This window comes from Glaciibacter kafniensis (assembly GCF_039538945.1).
GTDB classification, from domain to species: Bacteria; Actinomycetota; Actinomycetes; order Actinomycetales; family Microbacteriaceae; genus Cryobacterium; species Cryobacterium kafniensis.
Window position 1 is genome coordinate 272,817 of record NZ_BAABCN010000004.1, and the last position, 24,665, is coordinate 297,481.

Annotated in this window: 20 protein-coding genes and 1 pseudogene; 6 read left to right on the forward strand and 15 right to left on the reverse strand. The window is 66.1% G+C overall.

What is annotated here, in order from left to right; translation table 11 throughout:
* Complete coding sequence (locus ABD791_RS10600; RefSeq protein WP_345066001.1) at positions 1 to 1,455, reverse strand: aldehyde dehydrogenase family protein; 1,455 nt, start codon at positions 1,453 to 1,455, stop codon at positions 1 to 3.
* Between the two features lie 199 nt (positions 1,456 to 1,654).
* Here ABD791_RS10600 and ABD791_RS10605 point away from each other — a divergent pair, with 199 nt between their 5' ends.
* Positions 1,655 to 2,587, forward strand: coding sequence for an AraC family transcriptional regulator (locus ABD791_RS10605; protein ID WP_345066004.1), 933 nt, complete (start codon positions 1,655 to 1,657; stop codon positions 2,585 to 2,587).
* 24 nt (positions 2,588 to 2,611) lie between these two features.
* Here ABD791_RS10605 and ABD791_RS10610 read toward each other — a convergent pair whose 3' ends face one another.
* Both ABD791_RS10610 and ABD791_RS10615 read right to left on the reverse strand, forming a co-directional pair.
* A complete protein-coding gene (locus ABD791_RS10610) occupies positions 2,612 to 4,354 on the reverse strand; it encodes a hypothetical protein (RefSeq protein WP_345066006.1) in 1,743 nt (580 codons plus the stop codon).
* A 12-nt stretch (positions 4,355 to 4,366) separates the two neighbouring features.
* Positions 4,367 to 4,663, reverse strand: coding sequence for a hypothetical protein (locus tag ABD791_RS10615; RefSeq protein WP_345066009.1), 297 nt, complete (start codon positions 4,661 to 4,663; stop codon positions 4,367 to 4,369).
* 131 nt (positions 4,664 to 4,794) lie between these two features.
* Between ABD791_RS10615 and ABD791_RS10620 the strand changes: the two genes are divergently transcribed.
* Positions 4,795 to 5,322: a low molecular weight protein-tyrosine-phosphatase gene (locus tag ABD791_RS10620; RefSeq protein ID WP_345066011.1), complete on the forward strand. Its 528-nt coding sequence runs from the start codon at positions 4,795 to 4,797 to the stop codon at positions 5,320 to 5,322.
* Complete coding sequence (purB, locus tag ABD791_RS10625) at positions 5,319 to 6,701, forward strand: adenylosuccinate lyase (protein WP_345066014.1); 1,383 nt, start codon at positions 5,319 to 5,321, stop codon at positions 6,699 to 6,701. Before ABD791_RS10620 ends, purB begins: the two co-directional genes overlap by 4 nt.
* Positions 6,702 to 7,055: 354 nt before the next feature.
* Here the strand turns inward: purB and ABD791_RS10630 are convergent, their stop codons facing one another.
* From ABD791_RS10630 to ABD791_RS10650, 5 genes are all read right to left on the reverse strand, one after another.
* Positions 7,056 to 7,310 carry a hypothetical protein gene (locus ABD791_RS10630; protein WP_345066017.1) on the reverse strand — a complete coding sequence of 85 codons (255 nt, stop codon included), beginning with the start codon at positions 7,308 to 7,310 and terminating at the stop codon, positions 7,056 to 7,058.
* Positions 7,307 to 7,900 carry an HdeD family acid-resistance protein gene (locus ABD791_RS10635; protein WP_345066019.1) on the reverse strand — a complete coding sequence of 198 codons (594 nt, stop codon included), beginning with the start codon at positions 7,898 to 7,900 and terminating at the stop codon, positions 7,307 to 7,309. The genes ABD791_RS10630 and ABD791_RS10635 overlap by 4 nt, the downstream gene beginning before the upstream one ends.
* Positions 7,901 to 8,009: 109 nt before the next feature.
* Entirely contained in the window at positions 8,010 to 9,383 is a 1,374-nt protein-coding gene (locus ABD791_RS10640; RefSeq protein WP_345066022.1) for an NAD(P)(+) transhydrogenase (Re/Si-specific) subunit beta, read from the reverse strand.
* The gene (locus tag ABD791_RS10645) at positions 9,380 to 9,691 is read right to left on the reverse strand and encodes an NAD(P) transhydrogenase subunit alpha part 2 (RefSeq protein WP_345066025.1); all 312 of its coding nucleotides are present in this window, start codon (positions 9,689 to 9,691) and stop codon (positions 9,380 to 9,382) included. The genes ABD791_RS10640 and ABD791_RS10645 overlap by 4 nt, the downstream gene beginning before the upstream one ends.
* Positions 9,691 to 10,872, reverse strand: a complete 1,182-nt coding sequence (locus ABD791_RS10650) for a Re/Si-specific NAD(P)(+) transhydrogenase subunit alpha (RefSeq protein WP_345066028.1) — start codon at positions 10,870 to 10,872, stop codon at positions 9,691 to 9,693. The genes ABD791_RS10645 and ABD791_RS10650 overlap by 1 nt, the downstream gene beginning before the upstream one ends.
* Positions 10,873 to 11,162: 290 nt before the next feature.
* On the opposite strand from ABD791_RS10650, the gene hrpB reads away from it, so the two are divergent.
* The gene (gene hrpB / locus ABD791_RS10655; RefSeq protein WP_345066030.1) at positions 11,163 to 13,721 is read left to right on the forward strand and encodes an ATP-dependent helicase HrpB; all 2,559 of its coding nucleotides are present in this window, start codon (positions 11,163 to 11,165) and stop codon (positions 13,719 to 13,721) included.
* Positions 13,722 to 13,868: 147 nt separating this feature from the next.
* On the opposite strand, the gene dnaB is transcribed toward hrpB, so the two are convergent.
* The 7 genes and pseudogenes from dnaB to ABD791_RS10690 all read right to left on the reverse strand — a co-directional run bounded on the left by dnaB (position 13,869) and on the right by ABD791_RS10690 (position 20,568).
* Positions 13,869 to 15,251 carry a replicative DNA helicase gene (gene dnaB / locus ABD791_RS10660; RefSeq protein ID WP_345066033.1) on the reverse strand — a complete coding sequence of 461 codons (1,383 nt, stop codon included), beginning with the start codon at positions 15,249 to 15,251 and terminating at the stop codon, positions 13,869 to 13,871.
* A 443-nt stretch (positions 15,252 to 15,694) separates the two neighbouring features.
* Positions 15,695 to 16,144 carry a 50S ribosomal protein L9 gene (gene rplI / locus ABD791_RS10665; protein ID WP_345066036.1) on the reverse strand — a complete coding sequence of 150 codons (450 nt, stop codon included), beginning with the start codon at positions 16,142 to 16,144 and terminating at the stop codon, positions 15,695 to 15,697.
* An 11-nt stretch (positions 16,145 to 16,155) separates the two neighbouring features.
* The gene (gene rpsR, locus ABD791_RS10670) at positions 16,156 to 16,419 is read right to left on the reverse strand and encodes a 30S ribosomal protein S18 (RefSeq protein ID WP_012039648.1); all 264 of its coding nucleotides are present in this window, start codon (positions 16,417 to 16,419) and stop codon (positions 16,156 to 16,158) included.
* Between the two features lie 54 nt (positions 16,420 to 16,473).
* Positions 16,474 to 16,983, reverse strand: a complete 510-nt coding sequence (locus ABD791_RS10675; protein ID WP_345066040.1) for a single-stranded DNA-binding protein — start codon at positions 16,981 to 16,983, stop codon at positions 16,474 to 16,476.
* 165 nt (positions 16,984 to 17,148) lie between these two features.
* Positions 17,149 to 17,511: pseudogene (gene rpsF, locus ABD791_RS10680) on the reverse strand (30S ribosomal protein S6); the annotation flags it as partial.
* A 354-nt stretch (positions 17,512 to 17,865) separates the two neighbouring features.
* Positions 17,866 to 18,849: a type IV toxin-antitoxin system AbiEi family antitoxin domain-containing protein gene (locus ABD791_RS10685; protein WP_345066043.1), complete on the reverse strand. Its 984-nt coding sequence runs from the start codon at positions 18,847 to 18,849 to the stop codon at positions 17,866 to 17,868.
* Between the two features lie 288 nt (positions 18,850 to 19,137).
* Positions 19,138 to 20,568, reverse strand: coding sequence for a CCA tRNA nucleotidyltransferase (locus ABD791_RS10690; RefSeq protein ID WP_345066047.1), 1,431 nt, complete (start codon positions 20,566 to 20,568; stop codon positions 19,138 to 19,140).
* Positions 20,569 to 20,649: 81 nt separating this feature from the next.
* On the opposite strand from ABD791_RS10690, the gene ABD791_RS10695 reads away from it, so the two are divergent.
* Together ABD791_RS10695 and murJ are read left to right on the forward strand one after the other, a co-directional pair.
* Positions 20,650 to 23,052: a DUF6049 family protein gene (locus ABD791_RS10695; protein WP_345066050.1), complete on the forward strand. Its 2,403-nt coding sequence runs from the start codon at positions 20,650 to 20,652 to the stop codon at positions 23,050 to 23,052.
* The gene (gene murJ / locus ABD791_RS10700; RefSeq protein WP_345066054.1) at positions 23,036 to 24,658 is read left to right on the forward strand and encodes a murein biosynthesis integral membrane protein MurJ; all 1,623 of its coding nucleotides are present in this window, start codon (positions 23,036 to 23,038) and stop codon (positions 24,656 to 24,658) included. Before ABD791_RS10695 ends, murJ begins: the two co-directional genes overlap by 17 nt.
* The last annotated feature ends 7 nt before the right edge of the window (positions 24,659 to 24,665 follow it).

A 24,665-nucleotide genomic window follows, 5' to 3' on the forward strand; every position in this document is an offset into this window, starting at 1 on the left:
TCAGAACGGGTACGGCCGGATGCGCGACTGCATCGTCACCCACTGCGAGTGAGTGAATGCCTCGATGTTGGCCGCATGACCGCCGAAGCGGGCGCCGGTGCCGGAAGCACCGGTGCCGCCGAACGGAGCCTGGGACTCATCGTCGACCGTCTGGTCATTGATGTGCAGGATTCCGGTGTCGATGCGGTCGGCCAGCTCGTACGCCTTGAGCGCGTCGCCGGCGAGCAGCGCGACCGACAGGCCGTACTCGCTTGCGTTCACGAGGTCGATCGCCTCGTCGAGCTCCTCGAAGCGCATCAGCGGCGCGACCGGCCCGAATACCTCCTGCGCGAACGCAGGGTGGTGCGTTTGCACGTCGCCGAGCACGGTCGGCTGGTAGAAGAGGTCGGTGTACTCGCCGCCGGCGAGGAGCGTGGCGCCCGCCTGCGTGGTGGCGGTAACCAGCTCGTGGATGCGGTCGCGCTGACCGGCGTCGATGATGGGGCCGAGCGGTGCGCCGGTCGACGGGTCGGCAGCCTTCAGCGCCTTGGCCTTGCCGGCCAGCCGCTCGGCGTACTCATCGTAGATGTCGGTGTGCACGAGGTGACGGCCGGTGGCCATGCAGATCTGGCCCTGGTGCAGGAAAGAGCCCCAGGCGCCAGCAGAAGCCGCGGCCTCGACATTGACATCGGGCAGCACGATCATCGCGTTGTTGCCGCCGAGCTCGAGGTGCGCGCGCTTGAGATTGCGGCCGGCGCGCTCGCCGATCGCGCGTCCAGCCTGCGTCGAACCGGTGAAGGAGATTACGGGCACCGCGGGGTGGTCGATCAGCACCGTCGCGGCGTCGATGCCTCCGGGGATCACCGCGAACACACCCGTGGGCAGCCCTGCCTCCTCGAGGATCGCCGCCAGGAAGAGGCCTCCTGAGATCGCGGTGCGAGTGTCAGGCTTGAGCACCACGGCATTGCCGAGCGCAAGCGCGGGGATCACCGAGCGCGCCGAGAGAATGGCCGGGAAGTTGAAGGGCGAGATGACCCCAACGACGCCGACGGGGCGGCGGCGCGCGAGACTCAGACGCGGCTGCGACGACGTGAGCAGCTCGCCGTAGGGCATGAGCGCAGTACCGGCGGCGAGATTGCACTCGTCGGCCACGAGGCCCGATTCGAAGGCAGCCTTGCCTTGCGAGGAGCCGGCCTCCGTCGTCAGCCAGGTGCTGAGCACGTCGCGGTGCTGCTCGAACAGCACGGCTGCGCGGCGCATGACGGCCGCGCGCTCCTCGGCCCGCAGCGATCCCCAATCGCGTTGGGCGGCATCCGCTCGCTCAATGGCCGCAGTCATGTCTGCCGGGCTGCCGATGCCGATTTCGGCGAGCTGCTCACCGGTCGACGGTGAGGTCACGGTTGTGGTCTGGTCGAGGTGGGCCCAGCCGTCGAGGTAGCCGCGGCCGTTCCAATGCACTTGGGTGAAGAACGTCATCATTCTCTTTCGTAGGCGTGTTGGTTACAGACTGCGTGAGCGGGCCGGTCGTTTTCACGGCTCTCTGTGCACCGGCGCAGGCGTTTTGTGCACGGCAGGCGTCCGGGCGTCACGCTGATCGGCGTTTTGTGCACGGCCTCACCGAGCAGCCGTGGCCTGACAGGGCCCCCGCTAGAATGCAGAGCACGAGGAGGTAGAGTTGCAGGTTCTCGACGTGGAGAGTGCCGACGAGTGGGAGACCATCGTCAGCGGTTGCTTCGTGCCCCTGCGCTGCGTCGGTTTCGAGCCCCAGTTCAAGGGGCAGATGGCGCACGCCAGCCTCGACTCTGCGGTCTCCGTCTCGCTGGTCACCACGAGCGGCACGAGCGCCGACCGCACCGAGAGCCTCGCGGGTCGCTCGCACCGCGACGACCTGCACCTGTCGCTACAGCGCTCAGCGAGCGGCCGCGTGATCGCGAGCGGCACCTCGGTTGCCGTACGGCCGGGCGCTGTCTCGATCTATGCCACCGACCGCCCGTACCACCTCGACTACTCGCCGACCGGCCAGCAGCAGTTGATCGTGCAGGTCTCGCGCGAGTCGCTCGGCCTCCCCAAGGAGATGCTCGAGAGCACGATGCACAGGCTGACACTGCCGAACGGTTGGCTCTCGCCCGCCGCGCGCACGTTGTTCTCCTATGTCGACCTGTTGCCTGACGGCGAGTCAGCCGAGGTCGGCGACACCGTACGCGACCTCGCGGCCGTCATGATCCGCTCCTCGTTCGGCGAGGGCAGTGGTGTGCCGCGCACGTCGCACGGTCTGCGCCACGCGGTGCTCGAGTACCTGCGTACGAACGCGACCGTGCCGGGGTTCGACATGGATGCGGTGGCCCGTCTGCACTACATCTCGCGTCGCCGGCTCTACCAGGTGTTCGAGGTGCGGGGCTTGTCGCCCTCCACGGTGTTGCGAACCGAGCGCCTCGCGATCGCCGAGCGGCTGCTGCGGGGCACGTCAAACCGCACGGTCGAGCAGGTCGCGTTCGAGTCGGGATTCAGCGACGCGACCACGTTCACGCGCGCGTTCCGGCGCGCGCACGGCATGACGCCGAGCGCCTGGCGGCACGAGGCGCGTTCGAGCGACCCCACGGCAGCCTGAGCAGCGCTTTTCCACGGAACGACGCTAGTCGCCCGACGAACGGGTGCCCCGCCAGAATCCGGCGACTCCGTCGGAGCCGCCGACCACGCTCGCCAGCTGCGCTCGAAAGGCGCGCAGCCGCGGCTCCGGCGACGAATCGATCAGACGAGCCGTCTCGAGGTAGTTGGCCATGCTGTGCGCCGGGAGGGCAACGTCGCCAGGGATCGGATCTGACGCATAGACCTCTCTGCGCACGAGCAGGCGTGCCGCTGCCTCGTCAGACGCGCCACCCATGCCCGGCACGATGTCATCGGTGTGCTCGACGGCCACAGTGTCGACGCCGGAGGGGATGGGCACGCCTCCGCTCGGCGCGCCAAAAGTCACCGTGGCGACGCTGGTGAATTCACCGGATGCCGCCACCTGCGCCGCGATCAATCCGCCCTGGGAGTGGCCGACCTCGATCACCGGCTCGCCCGGTTGGATTCCGGCCTCCCGCATTGCGTGCACGACAGCGCGATACGACCCGGCCTCCTCCTCGGCCACCGCCGCAATATTTGAGGTGAGGTCCCACGGTTCGGTTGCAGCGACCGGGCTCCAGTCGACCGTCCCACCGATGTAGACGACCCAGGCCGCAGCACTGTCGTCTCCGTATCGTTCGACGCGCACCTGGCCGCCATCCTCGCTCAGGGTGGGGATGCGCACAGCCAGGTCGGCGAGGCCGGCCGGCGGTGATGCAGACACCACATCGGGTGCTCGCACCGCACCCTGCTGCGCCGCGCGATCGCCGGAAATCGACGGCACTCCCCGAGTAGAAGCGTTGGCCAGAGCAGAAGCGTTGGCCAGAGCAGAAGCGTTGGCCAGGTTCACCGGGCCCACCGGGCCCACCGGAGCCACCGTCACGGGCGTCTCGCGCAAGAGCCCGCCCGGGCGGGCGATCGCCAGCAGCCCAGCCGCCGAGGTCGTGACGCCGAGCACCCCGGCCCCGTCGTCGCCGAGCGCCCGTGCCAGCGGCAGAGGGAGGCCGAACGCTCCGACGGCCATATCGTCGAGCGACGACACGGCTACCCGCACGAGAGCAGCGGCGAGCGGGCTGGTGAGAAGGCGCGGATCCACGAGCGAACCCTCGTCGCGTTCGGCCCTCTGGGTCGTTGCGGTCCCGGCGGGGGCGTCTCCAGGGCGTGATCGCCGGGCCGCACTCCCCGCGCCGGCCGAGCGGAGCGCCGCCGGATCCCGGTTGAAACTGTCTACGCTGGTTAGCAGTGGGGTGACCGGTGGACGCCGCCACACCCCACCGCCCGGCCTCGCGCTCTGAGTGAGTGCCTGCCTGAGCAACCAGATCACGACCCCCGTTGTCAGCGCCGGCAATGCCGACAGCGCGGCGAGGGCAACGAGCTGCGGAAACCTGCCCATCATCCAGCCGAGACTCGCGCCGGTGACCCGCGCCGCCTCCTCGGCTTGCCGTTCGGCGCGCGCGTAACCGTCTGAGGCGGTGTTCAACGTGTCGGCCAGCCGACGACTCTGCGCCTCGACCGAGTCGATCGCGATGGTTGCGGCCAGCACGCCGAGGCCGGGGTCGCGGGGCGACCACGCCGGGGCCGGCACGGAGTTGAGACTGCGAATGCGCACCAGCGTCGCCTGCCAGTCCAGTGCCGCCGCGTGCAGCATCCGCATCGCCGCCTCCTGGGCGAGGAGCGTGTCAGTGCCGACGAGGGTCGACCCTCCACCCGAAACGGTGAGGCGTGCACCCGCACTCCCCTCAGGGCCCCAACCGCCATCCTCCCCGGCCATCTCCCGGCCCACCTACTCGACTCTGTTCGATCGCGCGAGCTCTTCGCGCGCGGCGTCGCAGGCCGCTTCAAGGTCACGCCCGGCGAGCTCGAGGTCGCTGCCGAGCTCCGCCACCTGCGCGGCATAGCCGCGTTCCGCGGCGGAGCGCCACTGGTAACCGGGGTTGTCGGTTACGAGCGTTCGGAGGATCTGTCCGTGCACCTGAACGTCCTCGCGCACACGAGCCAACAGCCACAGTTGTTCGCGGAGTGACGCGAGCCGTTCGGCATCCGTGACGCCCGTGAAGAGCGCGAGCTCATCAGCATCCACCCGGCCTCCCTGTTTCAGATGTGGCGAGTGTGGCACCCGTGTCGGCAGCGAACCCCCCGTGCCAGCAGATCGGTGAATACTCATCTGGATGTTCACGTGTGGATGACATGCGCGTGCACCAGAATGAAGGCATGAATTCTGCGGCGCTCAGTCCTGACGAAGCGACGCCTTTTCGAATCATTTTCGTCTGCACCGGAAACATCTGCCGCTCCCCGATGGCCGAGGTGATGCTGCGGGACTTGGCGACTCGGTCGGGGCTGGGTCGGCTGATCGCCACGAGCTCCGCCGGAACAGAGGACTGGCATGTGGGGGAGCAAGCCGACAAACGCACGATCTCGGCGCTGGCCAAACGCGGTTACGACGGCAGCCATCATCGCGCCCGCCAGTTCGACGCCTCCTGGTTCGCCGACCTCGATCTCGTCGTGGTGCTCGACCACGCTCAGGAGCGCGTGATGCGCAACTGGGCGCCGACCGAGTACGACCGCACCAAGGTGCGTCTGCTGCTCAGTTTCGACCGAGATCAGGCGACCCTGCGCGATGTGCCAGACCCGTACTATTCCGACGATGCGTTGTTTGACGCGGTATTAGGCATGATTGAGAGAGCAAACCACGCGCTCTTCACACAGCTCGCACCCGCAATCAGACAGGGAGTCCGATGAGTCAACTACCCCCCCAGGTCCTCAGCCCACTCGATGGCCGTTACCGCGCCGCCGTCACCAATCTGGGCGAGTACCTCTCCGAGGCGGGTCTCAACCGGGCTCGCGTGCAGGTTGAGGTCGAATGGCTGATCGCGCTCACCGACCGCGGTCTGTTCGGCTCCGCCGCGCTGACGGATGCCCAGAAGGCCGCGCTGCGCCAGCTGGTCACCGACTTCGGTCAGGCCGAGATCGACGAACTCGCCGAGCTTGAGGCGACCACCCGCCACGACGTCAAGGCTGTCGAATACCTCGTGCGCCGACGCCTCGGCACCCTGGGCCTCGACCACATCGCCGAGCTGACCCACTTCGCCGCCACCAGCGAAGACATCAACAACCTGTCATACGCCCTCACCGTCAGCGCCGCAGTGCGCGAGGTCTGGCTGCCGAAGCTTCAGCTTGTGATCGACAAACTCCGCGCCCGCGCCGAGGAATTCCGGGCGGATGCGATGCTGGCACGCACGCACGGTCAGCCCGCGACACCGACGACCCTGGGCAAAGAGCTCGCCGTCTTCGTTTACCGCCTGGAGCGCATCCAGAAGCAGATCGAAGGCAACGACTACCTCGGCAAGTTCAGCGGCGCGACCGGCACCTTCGCGGCCCACGTTGCCGCTGAGCCCTCAGCCGACTGGCCCACGATCTCGCGTGAGTTCGTCGAGAGCCTCGGCCTCGACTGGAACCCACTCACCACTCAGATCGAGTCGCACGACTGGCAGGCCGAGCTCTACACGCGGGTGTCTCACGCCAACCGGGTGCTGCACAACCTGGCCACCGATATCTGGACCTACATCTCGATGGGCTACTTCCGCCAGATTCCGCAGGCCGGCGCCACCGGCTCGTCGACCATGCCGCACAAGATCAACCCGATCCGGTTCGAAAACGCTGAGGCCAACCTCGAGCTCTCCAGCGCGATCCTTGACTCGCTCGCGGCGACCCTCGTCACCTCGCGCCTGCAGCGCGACCTGACCGACTCGACGACACAGCGCAACATCGGTGTCGGTTTCGGCCACTCGCTGCTCGCACTCGACAACATTCTGCGCGGGCTCGGCGAGATCGACGTCGACCGCACCCTGCTCGCGGCAGATCTCGACTCGAATTGGGAGATCCTCGGCGAGGCGATCCAGACCGTGATTCGCGCGGAGGTCACCGCCGGACGCTCCTCGATCGAAGACCCGTACGCCCTGCTCAAGGAGCTCACCCGCGGCAAGCGCATCGGTCAGGCTGACCTGGTTGCCTTCGTCTCGGCTCTGGAGATCGGCGACGAGGCGAAGGCCCGCCTGCTCACTCTCACGCCGGCCGGCTATGTCGGTCTGGCTGACTCGCTGGTCGATCGCCTCGACTAGCACCCGCCCATTCGACGGAGATTTCTCCGAAATCGGCCCGCACAGGGCAGATTTCGCACGATTGTGAAGAAATCTCCGTCGAATGGGTGAGGGATTCGTGGACATCGCTGCGCACACGACCGCCCGCAACGCCAACAGGCCCGGCCACCGATTCGGTGGCCGGGCCCTTCGTGGTCGTGGCCAACTCGTTGATCGAGGAGCAGCCGACGCAGGAGGCCGCGTCTCGAGATCTCGCGAGCCGACCTTCAGATCTTGGGTCGCGTATGAACGTCGGCTTGCGCGGTCTCGAGACACGGGCTCGCTACGCTCGCTCGCTCCTCGACCAACGGGAGTGGCGAAGAACCGAGTGTCCGCCTAGTGCTTCTTGTCCTGCTCGTCGAGGTCGTTGCGCTCAGCCTCGTCTGGCTTGATGTTCAGCGCGAACATGGCGATGACGACGAGCACGACGATGAACGTAATGCCGAGCGCGATCACCGAGAGCAGCAGCTCCCGCGTCGTCAGCAAAATGGTGAGCCCCACGAACAGCGCCATCACGCCGGACAATCCGACGAGTTCGACGGGCTTCAACCGATCAGACCGGCTGGGCTTCTGGGGAGGGTTCGAGGTCACGAGATGTCCGAATCTTTAGCTGCGGGGGTGGCTGCGGCTGGGTTCGTCGCCCATTTGAGGGACAACCCACCGATGACGAGGTAGACACCTAGAATCACGAAGTAAGCGCCCATCAAGCCGACCGACACGACGGCATGCGGCGGAAGAATGAGAAAGACCAGCGCGAGGATCGCGGTCAGCGCGCCAATCGACATCCAGTCTTTGGCGGATGCCGACTTGCCGCGTGCCCGCGTGCCGCTGTAGAGCTCGAGAAAGCCCGTGACTGCGGCCCAGACACTGACCAGGTAGAGATAGAAGCCGAGGCCGCCGTCGTGAAAGACGAGGGCAAGTGCACCGAGCACGACTCCGACAAGGCCCTGCACGAGAAACAAGGTGCGCGCCCGCGGATCACCCAGGGTGCGCCAGCTCACGGCGCCTACGAAGAGCCCGCTCAACACGGCGAAGGCGCCGAAGACGACGAGTCCAAGTTCGGGCGAGTGGTCTGAGTTGAACGTGATGACTGCTGCGGGGATCAGCGCGAGAACAGCGCGGCCAATCGGAACAGTCCAGTATCGTCGTTCAGCAGCGGTTGCAGCCGGGGCGTTCACCACGCGGGGACCTCTTTCACTTGCGGGTTCTAACCCCCTCAGTCTACGCGCGCACCGAGATGGCAGTGCTCCGCGGGCAGCCCCGAGCCGTGCACAGTTTTGCAGGGACGGCTCAGAGGGCCTTGACCGCGCTCAGCACTTTCGTCAGGGAGTCTTTGGCATCACCGAAGAGCAGCGACGTCTTCGGGTCGTAGAGCAACTCGTTTTCGATTCCGGCGAATCCGGGGCGCATCGACCGTTTCAAGAAGACGACCTGGCCGGCGTCGCCCACCTCGAGGATCGGCATTCCGAAAATGGGGGAACCGGGGGAGGACTTGGCCGCCGGATTCACGACATCGTTTGCACCGACGACGAGGGCGACATCCGTGTTCTTGAACTCCGGATTGACTTCGGCCATCTCCTTGAGCGATTCGTATGGCACGTTCGCCTCGGCCAGCAGCACGTTCATGTGACCGGGCATCCGGCCGGCGACCGGGTGAATCGCGAACACCACCTCGGTGCCGCGTGCTTCGAGCGCTGTGGCCAGCTCGGCGATGGCGTGCTGGCCCTGAGCGACGGCGAGGCCGTAACCCGGCACGATCACGACGCGCTGCGCGTAGCCGAGCAGCACTGCGACATCGTCTGGCCCCATCGAGCGCACCGGTCGCTCGCTCTGCACTGTCGAACCGGCGGTCGATCCGCCCCGGAACGCACCGAACATGATGCCGCTCACCCCGCGCCCCATGGCCGAGGCCATCGCGCGGGTCAGGATGGTTCCACTGGCGCCGACGAGGGTGCCGGCGACCACGAGCAACACATTGCTGAGCACGACCCCCGACGCCGCAACGGCCAGCCCGGTGAAGGCGTTGAGCAGGGAGATGACGATGGGCACGTCGGCACCGCCGACCGGAAGCACCAGCAGCAGGCCGGCGACCAAGCCCAGGATGAGGAGGACTGCAGCCCACCCGATCGACCCGGTGGCGATCACGAAACCGCCGGCCGTGAACGCGGCAACGACAACCAGGATGCTGACCCAGCGCATCCCGGGGAACACCAGCGGGCGGGTACTGATCAGCTCCTGCAGCTTCGCCACCGTCACCGCGGAGCCGCCGAACGAGACAGCCCCGACGAGCATCGTGAACACGATGGCGAGGCGCACCCAGGGGTCGGCGTTGTGGCTGAGTTCCAGCACCGCGACGAGGGCCGCTGCGCCACCGCCGACGCCGTTGAACAGCGCGACGAGCTGCGGCATCTGGGTCATCTGCACGCGACGGGCAATCGGCGCCGCGATCGCGGTTCCGACGGCGATGGCAATGAGGATGTAGGGAATGTTGTCGAGCTTCGCCGAGAGGAACACCGTCACGACGGCGAGCAGCGCACCGCCGGCCCCGATCAGGTTGCCGCGGCGGGCGGATTTGGGGGAGCTGAGCCCCTTGAGGGCGAGGATGAAGCAGACCGCAGACACCAGGTAGAGCAGTGCCGTCCATTCGGGGGAGAGCAGGCTCACTTCGTGCTCTCCTTCGCTGCAGCAGCCGCGCTGCCCCGACCACGGAACATCTGAAGCATCCGGTCGGTGACGACGAAGCCGCCGACCAGGTTGGCCGTCGCGAGCACCACGGCCAGCAGGCCGATGCCGAGCACCCACGGGTCGTCGGCCTGGCCGGCCACGATGATTGCGCCGATCAGAATGATGCCGTGAATCGCGTTGGCGCCCGACATCAGTGGGGTGTGCAGGATGCTCGTGACCTTCGAGACAACCTCGAAGCCGACGAAGACGGACAGCACCACGACGGTGAGCAGGGTGATCGGATCCATCAGATGTCTCCTTCCGGGAGCTGTGCTCGCTCCGGCGGCCTGCCCAGGGCCACGGCGGTGGGTTCGTGCAGTACCGCGCCCGCGCGGGTCAGGCAGGCGCCGGCGATCACCTCGTCGTCGAAGTCGGGGGCGACCTGGCCGTCGACCGTCATCAGGGCCAACAGGTTTGCCACATTCTTGGCGTAGAGGCGCGAGGCGTCGCTCGGCATCGTCGAGGCCGCATCCTTCAGACCGACGAGCGTGACGTGGCCGTCGCCCGCCGCGGTGGGCACCAACAGATCCTGCCCGGACACGACGCCTTCGACGTTGCCGCCCGATTCCGCGGCCAGGTCGATCACGACCGAACCGGCGCGCATCCCGGCGATCATCTCGCGTGTCACGAGCAGCGGGGCGGCCCGGCCGGGAATGGCCGCCGTGGTGATCAGCACATCGGATGCCGCCACGTGCGGGGCAAGCAGCTCACGTTGGCGCACCGCGCGGTCTTCGCTCAGCGCGCGGGCATACCCGCCGGTACCCTCGGCCGCCGCGGCATCCAGATCGAGGTCGATGAAGGTGCCTCCCAGCGACCGCACCTCATCGGCGGAGGCCGGCCGCACATCGTTGGCGAACACGCGGGCGCCGAGGCGTTTGGCCGTGCCGATCGCCTGCAGTCCGGCCACGCCGGCGCCGAGGACGAGCACGCGCGCCGGCGGAATGGTGCCGGCGGCGGTCATATAGAGCGGAAAGAACCGGGGATAGCGGGTGGCGGCCTCGATCACCGTGCGGTAGCCGGCAACGAGAGCCTGCGAGCTCAATGCATCCATCGACTGGGCGCGGGAGATGCGTGGCACGAGTTCGAGCGCGAATGCGGTGACCTGGGCGTCCGCCAGAGCGGCGACGGTCGGCAGCTCGGTGGCGGGGGAGCCCAGTCCGATGCTGATCGAGCCGGGAGCCAGCGTGGCGGCCACCTCCGGAGTGAGCGGCCGTACGTGGAGGTAGACGTCCAGCTCACTCAGCTGCAGCTGCGGAACGACGCGCGCACCGGCATCCGCATAGGCGACGTCGGCGATGCCCGACTCGGTGCCAGCGCCGGCCTCGATCTCGATCTGGAGCCCGAGGGCCACCAGTTGGGCCACCGTCTCAGCAGTGGCCGCGACGCGGCGTTCACCCGCGCGTCTCTCTCGTTCAATGCCGACCTTCATGGGCGCCTCCCGCTCTGCACAGCGCCGTCGGCGACTCGCAGAGTCTGAGGCCGGCGCGGCGTCGCGCACTGGTGTTCGTAGCGTAGCGGTCCGCTCTCTCACCGTGTGGGATTTTCTTGAGCGCCACCCACTCAGCTGTTACGCAAAGCCTCGTCTGACCAGTTCCGTCGGAATCGTGATTGCCGCAGCAGGCTGGCCCTCGATCACCTGCCTGAGAAGTCGCACCGGCTCAGCCTGGACCGAGGTCTTCCGGGTGAACGCACACCGTCTGAACGCGAGAGACTGGGGGAGTGACCAGTACGCCGTTCGACCCGCCCCGGATCGGTCGCGGGCTCGCGTTTGCGTCGGCGATCGATGACCTGAGTGCTGCGCTCGATCGGAGCCCGTCCGTCGTCGTCAGCGCGCCGCCGGGCACGGGCAAGACCACGCTTGTCCCGCCGCTCGTCGCAGATCGTGTTCCGGGTCGGGTGATCGTCACGCAACCCCGCCGGGTCGCCGCCCGCGCTGCTGCCAGACGACTCGCGCAGTTGGACGGATCACCCATCGGCTCCCGCGTTGGATTCACCGTCAGGGGCGAACGCCACGTGAGCTCGTCGACCCGGATCGAGTTCGTCACCGCCGGCGTGCTGCTGCGCCGCCTGCTCGACGACCCAGGTCTCGAGGGCGTCGGCGCCGTCATCATCGACGAAGTGCACGAGCGTGCTTTGGAGACGGATCTACTGATCGGGCTGCTCGGTGAGGTCCGCGAGCTCCGCGACGACCTCGTCCTCATCGCGATGTCCGCGACACTCGACGCCGGCCGATTCGCGACAGTACTGGGAACAGCTGCGGCGCCCTCCCCGATCGTGACCCAGACGGTGCCCGCGCATCCGCTTGAGGTGCGCTGGGCACCGTCTGCCACCCCTCGGCTGGATGAACGCGGGGTGACCTGGGCCTTCCTGGACCACGTCGCGAGCACCGCGGTTGCCGCTCACCGCACCCTCGTGCGTACCAATCCGAACGCCGATTCTCTCGTCTTCGCGCCGGGTGCGCGTGAGGTCTCGGAGATCGCCGGACGCATCCGTGGCCTCGCCGCAGAGTTCGACGTGCGCGAACTGCACGGCCAGATCCCCGCCGCAGAGCAGGATGCGGTCATCAGCGGGCGCAGCGCAGACGCTCCTGCACGGATCATCGTGACGACGTCACTTGCCGAATCTTCTCTGACCGTCCCCGGTGTGCGCCTGGTCGTCGATACCTGCCTGTCTCGCGCTCCGCAGCGGGATGCAGCACGCGGCATGAGCGGTCTCGTCACCGGCCCAACGCCCAAGGCATCCGCCATCCAGCGCTCGGGGCGCGCCACCCGGCAGGGGCCAGGCATCGTGGTCCGATGCGTTGACGAGCGAACCTTCGCCACCGCACCGTCGCACGCTGCCCCTGAGATCCAGGCGGCAGATCTCACCGACGCAGCCCTGCTCCTCGCCTGCTGGGGAGCACCCGGTGGCGCGGGCCTGCGGCTGGTAGATCCGCTTCCCGCAGGCAGCCTGAACACTGCCATCGCCGTGCTGCAGGGTCTCGGCGCGATCGATGCCGATGGCCGCGCCACCGACGAAGGGCGACAGCTCGCTCGTATCCCGGCTGACCCTCGCCTCGCCCGCGCGCTGCGCACCGGGAGTGCCCTGGTCGGCGGGCGCACAGCGGCCGAGGTCGTCGCGCTGCTCAGCGGTGATCTCCGCGTCGCGGACGGCGATGCCCAGGCCGCGCTCACCCTACTGCGCAATGGACGCAGCCCGGATGCCCGCCGATGGGAGCAGGAGGTCCGGCGTCTCGAGCGGTTCAGCGGGGCGACCGGCCCAGCGCGAGGCAGCGCTGACCAGACCGGACTTGTCATCGCGCTCGCATTCCCAGAGTGGATCGCCCGCCGCGTTGATCGTTCACCGCACGGCGCCACCTTTCTTCTCGCCTCCGGCACCCGCGCAGGGATCACCGGTCCGCTCGCGAACGCCGAATGGTTGGCGGTCGCGGACGTCACCAGGGCCCAGGGGCGAGCGGCCGCAGGAACAGGAGCCATCATCCGCTCTGCCGCCATCATCTCTGAGGACCAGGCAGAGCAGGTCGCGTCCCATCTCTGCACCGACAGGGTCGAGGCGGAGTTCGTGAACGGGCGTGTCGTTGCGCGCCGTGAACGTCGACTCGGTGCGATCATTCGCGCGTCAGTCCCGCTACGAGTTCAAGCGGATGATGGGGGACGCGATGCCGTCCGACGCGCGGTCACAGAACAAGGACTCGGGGTTTTCGTCTGGTCAGAGGCCGCCGACGCCCTGCGGCGTCGGCTCGCCGTGCTGCATCGCGAGCTCGGTTCCCCCTGGCCGGATGTCTCAGACGCCGCCCTGCTCAGCACCCTCGATTCCTGGCTCGGCCCCGAGCTGTCAGACCTCGCCGGCGGCACGCCGGCCGCGCGCATCGATCTGGCCCCGGCTCTCCGGCGCATCCTGCCGTGGCCCGCCGCGGTCGACTTCGACGCGCTGGTTCCGGAGCGCCTCGAGGTGCCCAGCGGCTCGCATGTGCGACTCAGCTACCCACCTGTCGATGATTCCGCCGCCCGCCCCGTTGTAGCCGTGAAACTACAGGAATGCTTCGGGTGGGCAGAGACTCCGCGTCTCGTCGCAGGACGAGTGCCGGTGTTGTTCCACTTGCTTTCCCCCGCCGGGCACCCACTTGCCGTGACCGATGACCTCGCATCATTCTGGGCAGGACCGTACTCACAGGTGCGCGCGCAGATGCGTGGCCGCTACCCGAAGCATCCATGGCCTGAAGACCCCTGGTCAGCAGTGCCAACCAGGCACACCACGCGCCGCGCTGCCCTGGGCTAGCTGAACGCGGACGGCTCGATTCGGCGGTCATCTCGGCCTGCATCCGCTTTACACAGGCGGCGAGCGGTAGTTTTCCGGTGGCCCAGATGCCGCACAGTCGCTCCGAACATGCAGGGACACGTGACGTGGGCCAGAGTCAGTTCTCAGCTACGCGCCAGCCACCATGTCGGCGAAACGCGAGTAGTGGCCGTGGAATGCCACGGTCACCGTACGGGTCGGGCCGTTACGGTGCTTGGCGACGATGAGGTCGGCCTCGCCGGCACGCGGGTTGTCTTTTTCGTAGGCGCTCTCACGGTGCAGCAGGATGACCATGTCGGCGTCCTGCTCCAGCGAACCTGATTCACGAAGGTCGGAGATCGCGGGCATCTTGTCGGCGCGCTGCTCGGGTCCACGGTTCAGCTGCGACAGCGCGATGACCGGAACCTGGAGCTCCTTGGCCAGCAGCTTGAGTGCACGCGAGAACTCGCTGACTTCTTGCTGGCGAGACTCGACGCGCTTGCCAGAGGTCATCAGCTGCAGGTAGTCGATCACGACAAGCTCAAGGCCGACCCGCTGCTTGAGGCGTCGGCACTTCGCGCGGATCTCGACCAGGGTCATGTTCGGGCTGTCGTCAATGTAGAACGGGGCGTCGTTGATGCGGCCGCGAGTCTGGGCGATCGTCGTCCAGTCGCGCGCCTCGACGGTTCCCTTGCGCATGCTCTGCAGCGGCACTGACGCCTCGGCGGCGAGCAGACGCATGGCGATCTCGCTGCGACCCATTTCGAGCGAGAAGAAGACGCTGGGCTTGTCACTCTTGATCGATGCTGCGCGACAGAAGTCGAGGGCCAAGGTCGACTTTCCGAGGGCGGGCCGGGCGGCGACGATGATGAGCTGACCGGGGTGGAACCCGTTGGTGAGCTCGTCGAGTTCGGCGAATCCGGTCGGGACTCCCGACATTCCACCGTCTTTGAGCTTCGCGGCCTCAATCTCATCGATGGCCACGCCCACGGCTTCGGACAGTGGAACATAGTCTTCGGTCTCGCTGTTCGCGGTCACCGAATAGATCTCGGCCTGCGCGGTGTTGACGATGTCGAGCACTTCGCCTTCACCGGCGTACGCCATCTGCACGACGCGCGTGCCGGCTTCGACGAGGCGGCGCAGCAGGGCACGTTCGGCGACGATCGAGGAGTAGAAGCCGGCATTGGCGGCCGTCGGCACCAGGCTGGTCAGGGTGTGCAGGTACTCGGCGCCACCGGCCCGCGAGAGCTCGCCGATCTTGGTGAGCTCGTCGGTGACCGCAATGACATCGGTCGGTTCGCCGTGAGAGTAAAGCGAGAGGATCGCGTCGAAGATGATCTCGTGCTTGGGAATGTAGAAATCGGTTCCGCGCACGGTCTCAACGACGTCGGCGACGGCATCCTTGCTGAGCATCATGCCGCCGAGAGCGCTCTGCTCGGCGAGCAAGTCGTGCGGGGGAACGCGTTCGTGCCGCGTCTCTGTCGCGCGTCGGTCGCTTGCCTGCTCGGATAAACCTAGGTGAGCGAGTGACACGTCGCGCCTCAACTTTCTTTTGTGTTTCTTGTCTAGCCGCAGCCACTGACAGTTACGGTCTGACGCGCGCGCACGCCTCGGGTACCGGCGTATGCCCCACCCTAAGGAGGACTTTCCACCCCTCCAAACACCCCTGTGGATAACTCTGTGGAGAATCTGGGCGAAACGCCGCCTGGCATGTGCACTACCTGTGCACTGACATGTGGATAACTTAATTTCTTTGCAATAGAAATGTAGCCTGAGCAGGTATTTAAACATTCCACAGCTGTGTGGAGAAAGCTGCTTCAAGTACACCTTGAAGGTTGATGAATTTCACTCCCACCTGTGCACAAAGGGGTGGACAAAGTCGGGGATAGTGCGCGCGACGACGTGCGAATTTGAGCCCTTAACGGGGTGTAGCGGCGAACCCCGTGAGGGATCCGCCGCTACAGAAAAGCTCTGCCTTACTTGGCAGCGACCACCAGAAGGGTGATCGTGGCGCTGAGCTCGTCGCGCAGGCGAACAGTCGCCGTGTGCTCGCCGGTCAGCTTGATCGGGCTGAGCTCGATCTTGCGCTTGTCGATGGCGCCCAGGCCGGCAGCGGCCACAGCGTCAGCAACGTCGGAGGTCTTGACGGAGCCGAAGAGGCGTCCGCCGGTGCCGGTCTTGACGACCAGCTTGACCTTGTTGGCTTCGAGGGCAGCCTTGAGAGCCTGCGCCTCTTCGAGAGTGGCGTGTTCGCGAGCCGCGCGAGCGGCCTTGATCTGTTCGATCTGCTTTTCGCCACCACGGGTCCACGTCACAGCAAAGCCCTGGGGAACCAGGAAGTTGCGGGCGTAGCCGTTCTTGACGTCAACGACGTCGCCAGGTGCACCGAGGCCGGAAACCTCGTGCGTCAGAATGAGTTTCGACATGTGAGGGCTCCTTACCGGCCTGAGCCGGCGTAGGGCAGCAAGGCCATTTCGCGGGCGTTCTTGACGGCGCGCGCGATGAGGCGCTGCTCCTGGACGGACACGCCGGTGATGCGGCGGGCGCGGATCTTTCCACGCTCTGAGATGAACTTGCGGAGGGTTGCGACATCTTTGTAGTCGATGACGCCAACGCGAATGGACTTCGCGGGGGCGGCGTTCTTGCCACCCTTGGCTCCGCGGAGTGGCTTGCGGCGGTCGCCGCTGCTCTTTCCAGCCATGATTTCCTTTGCTTTCTTAAGTGTGCGTTTCAGGCAGTAGCCGTGAGGCTCGGCCTAGAAGGGGGTCTCGTCGCTGAAGTTGCCCGGGCTGTTCCAGACGTCTCCACCGGATGCGACAGGAGCCGCAGCAGCAGGAGCACTGGGTGCCCAAGGTTCTTCGTTTCCTCCGCCGCCGGCGGGTGCGCCGCCACGGCCTGAGGACTGCGCGCGCGTGAGCGAAGCGGTGGCGTAGCGCAGGCTGGGGCCGATCTCATCGATCTCGAGCTCCATGCTGGTGCGCTTCTCACCTTCCTTCGTCTCATACGAACGCTGCTTGAGACGCCCGGTAGCGATGACACGGGAACCCTTGGTCAATGAACCTGCGACGTGTTCGGCGAATTCACGCCAAACGCTCGCGCGCAGGAACAATGCGTCGCCATCTTTCCACTCGTTAGCTGCGCGATCGAAATTGCGCGGAGTGGATGCGATGGTGAAGTTGGCAACCGCCAGCCCGTTCTGCGTGTAACGCAGTTCGGGGTCGCCGGTCAGGTTGCCCACCACGGTGATTACGGTCTCGCCGGCCATGAGCTACTTGTCGCTTGCCTTGTCGGCGGCAACCTCAGCAACGGCTTCCGTAGCTTCGGCCGGGGCCTGGGCTTCGGCTGCAGCGGCAGCAGGCTTAGCGGCAGCGGCGACCTTGGCGGCCGGAGCGGCAACCTTGGCGTCGGGCTTCACGTCGGTCTTGACCGGAGCAGCCTTCGGGTTGGCAGCCTTGCGGGCGGCCTTCTCGTCAGCGAGCTTCTTGGCCTCGACTACCTGAGCGATGCCTTCTTCTGCGCGGAGAACCTTGGTGCGCATAACGGCTTCGGACAGTGACAGCTGGCGGTCGAGTTCGACCGTCGCGTCGGAGCTTGCGGTGAAGTCAACGACGGCGTAGATGCCTTCGGTCTTCTTGTTGATCTCGTATGCGAGACGGCGGCGACCCCAAACGTCAACCTTGTCAATGGTTCCACCGGCGTTGCGAACAACGTTCAGGAACTTGTCAAGGCTGGGAGCTACGGTGCGCTCATCGATCTCGGGATCGAGGATAACCATCAACTCGTACTGATGCATGACTAACCCACCTCCTTCGGACTAAAACGGCTGCAGACTTTCTGCAACAGGAGGGTTGTGCATGTGTTGAACGTGGAGGCCGGGAATCCGGCACACAGACAACCTGCCAAGCGTACCCGATTTGAGCCTGGGAAACTACCGGTTGGCCGAGCGCCCTCCACGCCCCTGATCTGGTGCCTGCGCGCGCACGCCGTGCCTGCGTTTCGTCGCTGCGTTTCGTGCCTGCGTTTCGTGCCTCCGCCTGCGCCTCCAGTTGATCTCTGTCGCCGAGTTTGACCGTTGCGGTCAAACCACTCTGTTGCGCCAGGGAAACTCGACCGGAAGTGTCAAGCTCGACGGCTGGGGAGTGCTGGCTCATCGCTCGGGCCGGAGTCCGGCCTCCAGGAGTTTCGCTCGCAACCGCGCCGGACTGGCTGCGTCACCCCAGAGCCAGCGCACCATCAAACGGCCCGGCGTGCACAGGCGGTCTTGCCTCACCTTCTCCTCCCACACCACCTCGTCCATGGTGCGCCCCTGCAGATACTGATCTCGGGTGTACTTGACCTTTCCGTCGAACTCGCCGAGCAAGGGGAGGTTGCGCAGGTGATGCTTCTTGTCCCAGGTGAAGTCGACGATGTCCTTCCCACCGTCCGCACGCGGGTAAACCACTTGCAGCTCAGGTGCAGGCATCCCACTGAGAAAGATGTGTGCGCGGCTGACCGATTCACCCGCCGAGTCCGAGTCGCCATCGGCAAAGTCGCCCGCGACCTTCGCCGGACGGCATCCGCGCCGCGAGCCGAGCCGACGAATCGCGTCGCCGAGCTCGTCCTTCGAGATATCGGAATCGGGCATCCCGTTTTTCGACGTGAACTTCTGGCGCAGCCCGGCGTCGAGGCTGGCCACGGCTGATGCGAAAGAGGTCGTTCGGGCCAGGTCGACCATGGTACGCAAGCGACTTGTCACGAGCATCCCGTCGATCTCGACGACATCGCCCGCGCGCAACACCTCATGATGCCAGCGGATGCCGTTCTTCGACTCCCGCGTGCGGCCACCCAGCGCAGTCAAGTGCACGTCGCGGGGCCACCGACCGAAGATCGGGAGACCCCAGATTCTGGCCGCCGAGAGATGCGACACCACTGCAGAGGATTTTCGAGTGAGCACCGCTGCTGTGATGCGCAGGAGATAGCGGGCGTCGTCATCTGCGGCGTTCCACACCTCGGCAGAAACATAGACCCCGCGCAGGAGCCGAGCCTGCTCGCCGGCGACCCGACCTCGACGCAGCGCACGCCCGTCGTTCCCCACAAGGTCGAGATCACGGGCGAGCACGAGGGTGGGATATGGCGGTTGGAGGTTGATCATCACTCGATGATGCGGCAGCCGCTCTGCCGCACACAGGCCCACCGCGACCCGCGTGCATAACTTCCACACCGCCATCCTGTGAAGGACGGCGCGAGGGAAGGGTCACATGAACGGGCATCCCTCGCCGAGTTTGACCGTTGCGGTCGAGGCACCCTGGTGTGCCGGGGAAAGTCGACCGCAAGTGTCAAACTCGGCGGGATGAGCTCGTGGAGTCAGCTCCGACACGAATGATGCCAGCCACGCCAGCAGGTTGTAACCCGGTCAGGTGGTGTCAGGCGCGGGGGCGCGTTAGACCTCACGCCCAGCCCACCACGCCTGCAACCGGCGGGTCGCCTCTTCTTCGCCGAGGGGGCCGTCGTCCAGGCGCTGCTCGAGCAGGTAGCGGTAGGCCTCGCCCACCTCACGTCCCGGGCGGATGTCGAGAATGCGCATGATTGCCTCGCCGTCGAGATCGGGCCGCACCGCGGCCATCTCCTCCTGCTCGGCGAGCACCGAGATGCGGTGCTCCAGGTCGTCGTAAGCGAAACCCAGGCGATCGGCCTTGCGGCGGTTGCGGGTCGTCACGTCGGCACGGGTCAGAATGTGTAACCGCTCAAGCTGGTCACCGGCATCCCGGACGTAGCGACGCACGGCCGAATCGGTCCACGCCCCCTCGGTGTAGCCGAAGAAACGCAGGTGCAACTCGATCAGCAATGCCACCGCATTGATGGTGTCATTGTCGAACCGCAGCGCACGCAGCCGCTTCTTGGCCAGCTTCGCACCGACCACATCGTGGTGGTAGAAGCTCACCACTCCGCCCGGCTCCAGCCGACGCGTCGCCGGCTTTCCGATGTCGTGAAACAGCGCAGCCAGCCGCACGATCAGATCGGGGCTCTCGAGGTTTTGACGCGCGACCTCATACTCAATCGCCTGATCGAGAACGGTGAGGGTGTGCTGGTAAACGTCTTTGTGATGGTGGTGCTCGTCGATCTCGAGGCGCAGCGCCGGCAGCTCCGGCAGCACAATCGCGGCCAGGCCCGAGTCGACCAGCAGTTCAAGACCGGCGCGCGGCGTATTCGAGCGCAACAGCTTCGACAGCTCTTCGCAGACGCGCTCCGCCGAGATGTTCTGGATGCGATCCGACATCTCCTCGAGAGCGGCAGCGGTATCGAGTTCCAGCGTGAAACCGAGAGCGGCCACAAAACGCACGGCCCGCATCATGCGCAGGGGATCGTCACCGAACGAGATCTCAGGGGCCGCCGGAGTACGCAGCGTCTGGGCCATGAGGTCGTCAATGCCGCCGGCCGGGTCGACAAGGGTCAGTTGGGGGAGGCGCAAGGCCATCGCGTTGACGGTGAAGTCGCGGCGCATGAGGTCGTCTTCGATGCTCGACCCGAACACGACATCGGGCTTGCGGGTCTCACCGTCGTAGCTGTCGGCTCGGTAGGTGGTGATTTCAACGGTCTCGCCGGAGATTTTCGCGCCGATTGTGCCGAACGCACGCCCGATGTCCCAGTGCCCCTCGGCAATGGGCTTGACGATCGCCAGGATCTGGTCGGGCGTCGCGTCGGTGGTGAAATCGAGATCGTTGATCTCGCGCCCCAGAAAGGCGTCGCGCACCGGACCTCCGACGAGAGCGAGCTCGTGACCGGCTGCCGCAAATGCGTTCGCCAGTCGGGACACCGTGGGGGAGGCAGCCAGGTCGCCCAGTCGCGCGAGGGCTGCCGCGACGCTCTGCATGCCCCCAATAGTAGTTGCAGATGCACCCTCCGACTCTCCAGCGCAGGGTTCTCCCGGCATCAACGCCGTAGAATCCCCTACATGGTGGCCGAGTCAATTCCCGAGCGTCGGCCTGTGCTCCCCACTTCTTCAGTCACGCGATTTGTGCGAACGCGCACTGCGTTTGCCGTCGTGCTGGTCGGCATCGTGACCGCCGCATCCGCTGTGCTGATTCCGTCGTCTGCACAGGCTGCCGCTCCGTCGTCCGCCGCACTGTCATCTGCCGGGCAGACGACTGCGCACCGCGCTCAGGCCGCGACGTCGGTGAAGACTGAGACAGCGGATGACTCGGTGAACGTGCAACTTTCTCCCACGGCATCCGTCGTGCTTCACCCGGGCGAGGACCTGCGAGTCACCGCCACCGTGTCCAACCACACGGCCGACACGATCCCCGTCAGCACGATCAATGTGTATCTCGCCGAGCGCGCGCTCACCAGCCGCACGGCCATTGACGACTGGTTGCATCCCGAATCGACCACCGGAACCCCCGGTGATCTGCTGCTGAGCCATCCGCTGACTGCTGAGCTTCAGCCCGGGCACAGCACGAGCGTCGACCTCACCATCCCGGCGGCCAACGTTGGGCTCACCACAGGCAATGCGTGGGGAGCCCGCGGGATCGCGGCCACCGTCACAACGGATGCGGATGCTATCGCCGACGGTCGGAGCACCATCATCTGGTATTCGGGGGAGCCGATCACCCCGATCACCCTGGCGACCGTCTTTCCGCTGACGGTTCCGGCCGATTCCGCCGACGCGTCCGGCTTGATTTCAGCTGACACCTTGGCGAGTCTGACCGGCCCCAGCGGCCAGCTCAGTCGTGAACTTGCGGCCGTCGAGAATCGCCCGATCACGCTCGCGATCGACCCGATGATCCTCGCGTCGATCCGCATCCTGGGCAACTCGGCCCCTGCCGACGCGGTCGATTGGCTCGACCGACTCACCCAGGCCACCAACGACTCTTTTCCGCTCAGCTATGCAGACGCCGACATTGCTCTGCAGGCGCAGGCGGGCGCCCCGGCGCTCCTGGAGCCGCTGTCGTTCGAGCAAGACATTGACCCTTCCCTCTTCACCACTCCGCCGGCGACCGGCGACGAGTCGACCACACCGCTGACTCCCCCCTCAACCGTCGAGCCGTCGTCCGCGTCACCGACGCCGACCCCGTCATCTGGCGCGGTAATCCCGCCCACGACCGCTGAGCTGCTCGATTTCGACTACACGATGACGGATGTCGGCTGGCCGAGCGCTGGCGTGGTCAGTTCCGCAGACCTCGAGGTTTTCGCCGCGAGCGGCCTGGGCTCAACGATCCTGTCTGGCGCGAACGTCACAAACTCAGATCAGAGTGTTGTCCCCAATTCCGTACTCGATCTCGAGCACACCGTCGGGCTGACCACTGATGACGCCCTGCAGAGTGCACTTCGCAGCGCAGCCTCCGCTGTGAGCTTCGATGCCTGGCGGGGGGCGATGGCCGAGGCATCCGCTCTACTCGCCGTTGTCGCCGCAGAGCAGCCGACGGCGGCGCGCACCCTGCTGACCACCTTCAACCGAGCAACGACCGAACCCATGCCGTTTCTCAGCCAGACGCTGGAAGCGTTGGAGTCGGCCCCGTGGCAGAAGCCCGGCACGCTGCAGGCGGCCCGCTCCGCGGCGCCGACGGCCGGCGTCGCCTTCGCCTCGCAGTCTGAACCCGACAGTCGCGTTGACAATTCGGCGGTCCTCCTGACCCGCGAGGCCGAGCTCACTGCGTTTTCGACCGCTCTGACGTCACCGCTTGAAGTCACCGGCACACAACGCCTCGAGGTGCTCACTCTGTTGTCTGTCGACTGGGAGACGCAGCCGGAAGCCTGGCTGAGCGCAGTCAATGCGAGTCTCGCGTCATCGCTGAAGATTCTGGACTCCGTCGTCGTGACGACGAAGGGCCCGATCAACGTCGTCGGCAGCAAGGTCGACATTCCTGTGACCCTCACAAACGCACTCGACCAGGCCGTCACCGTGCGCGTCAATGTCGTTCCGTCAAACGGGCGTCTCGTTGTCGGCAGCGACGAAGAGACGACGATCGAAGCGAACTCGGCTCGAGCAGTGAAAGTTCCCGTTTCGGCCGCCGTCGGTAACGGCGAGGTGACGCTGCGTGTGACGTTGTTCTCGCCGACGGGGGCTCCCATCGGCGAACCCGGCATGATCGCCATCAACGTGCGCGCCGATTGGGAGAGTCTCGGAACCGCCATCTTCGCCCTGCTCGTCGTGCTGTTCTTCGGCTTCGGGGTCTGGCGCAACATCGCGCGCCGCCGCAAGGCGCGCACCGCGCCGGCCGCCGAGACGGATGGGACGGCGACGGATGGTGTCGCGACGGATAGTGACGCGACAGAAGATGCTGCGGGCGCCGGCGACACCGGCGAGGTCGAACCACCCAAGACAGTTACGGAGCCAGGGGATGACACGCGTGAGTAACGCCGGAATTGGCCGGGCGAGCGCACTGCTCGCTTCCGGCACGATCGTCTCCCGTGTGCTGGGTTTCGTAAAGGTCATCGTGCTGGCCAGGGCGATCGGTGTGCTCAGCGTCGCTGACGCCTTCACCGTGGCAAACCAGCTGCCGAACACCGTCTACGTGATCGTCGCCGGCGGTGTCTTGACTGCGGTACTCGTGCCCCAGATCGTCAGGTCGGCTCTGCACGACGACGGCGGTACTCGCTACATCAACAAACTTGTGACGGTCGCCCTCGTCATCATCGGCGCTGCGACCATCCTTGCGACGATCCTTGCCCCGTTCCTCACCGAGCTGGTGGCGCCGGGATTCAACGAGCAGCAACTCGCGCTGGCCGTCTCCTTCGCCTACTGGTGCATTCCCCAAATGTTCTTCTATGGGCTCTACACGGTGCTGGGGGAGGTGCTGAATGCCCGCAAGTCATTCGGCCCGATCACTTGGGTTCCGGTGTTGAACAACGTCATCGCCATCGCCGGCATCATCGCGTTCATGTTGATGTTCGGCACCGACCCCATCGGCACACGGAGCGCATCCTCGATCACCCCGCTGATGATCGCGGTGCTGGCCGGAAGCGCGACCCTCGGCGTCATCGTCCAGGCCGTCTCCCTGTTCTACTTCTGGAACCGGATCGGCCTGCGCTACCGCCCGGACTTCCGCTGGCGGGGAGTCGGTCTCGCCGCCTCGGGCAAAATGGCGTCCTGGACATTCGGCATGATCCTGCTGACGACAATCGCCGGAATCATCGAGACGCGGGTGGCGACGGATGCCTCCGGCAGCGACGCGTCGGCCGCCGTGTTGGCCACCGCCTGGCTCATTTTCATGCTGCCGCATTCGGTGATCACGGTTTCAGTTGCGACGGCGTATTTCACCCGAATGAGCGAGCATGCCTCACTCGATAAGGTCTCCCTGGTGAAGGAAGACGCGTCGTCGGCGATTCGCGGCACGTCTCTGATCATCGTGCTGGCCACCGCGGTGATCGCCGTGTGCGCTTACCCGTTCGGGGCGATCTTCGTGTCGGCGAGCTTCGAGCAGGCGCAGGGCATCGGAAACGTGATCATCGCCTACATACTGGGCCTGATCGCCTTCTGCGTGTTGTTCGTGCTTCAGCGCACCTTCTATGCCTTGAGCGACACGCGCACCCCGTTCTACTTCACCCTGTTTCAGGTCGTGCTCGTGGTCATCGGTGTGGTCGGTTGCTCGTTCCTGCCGAAGGAGTGGATCGCTGCGGGAATTGCCCTGGTCGTGACCGTCTCCGGAATCCTGCAGACATTCCTCGCCGCGTACTTGTTGCGACGCAAGATCGGCGGCATCGACGGCCGCCGCATCGTGCGCAGTCTGACGAAGTATCTCGTCGCGGTGATCATCCCGGTCATCCTGGGTGTGCTGCTTCTGGTTCTGCTCGGTGGAACGCAGGAGGGCGGCTTCGCCGTGTCGGGGATCGCTTCGGCGATCATTTCGATGATCGTGATCGGGCTAGTCATGTCTGCGTCGTACTTCGGGATTCTGCTGCTCATGCGCACCCAGGAGCTTCGGGTATTCCTCGAGCCAGTTCTCGCGCGCTTGAAGCGCTGACCAAACC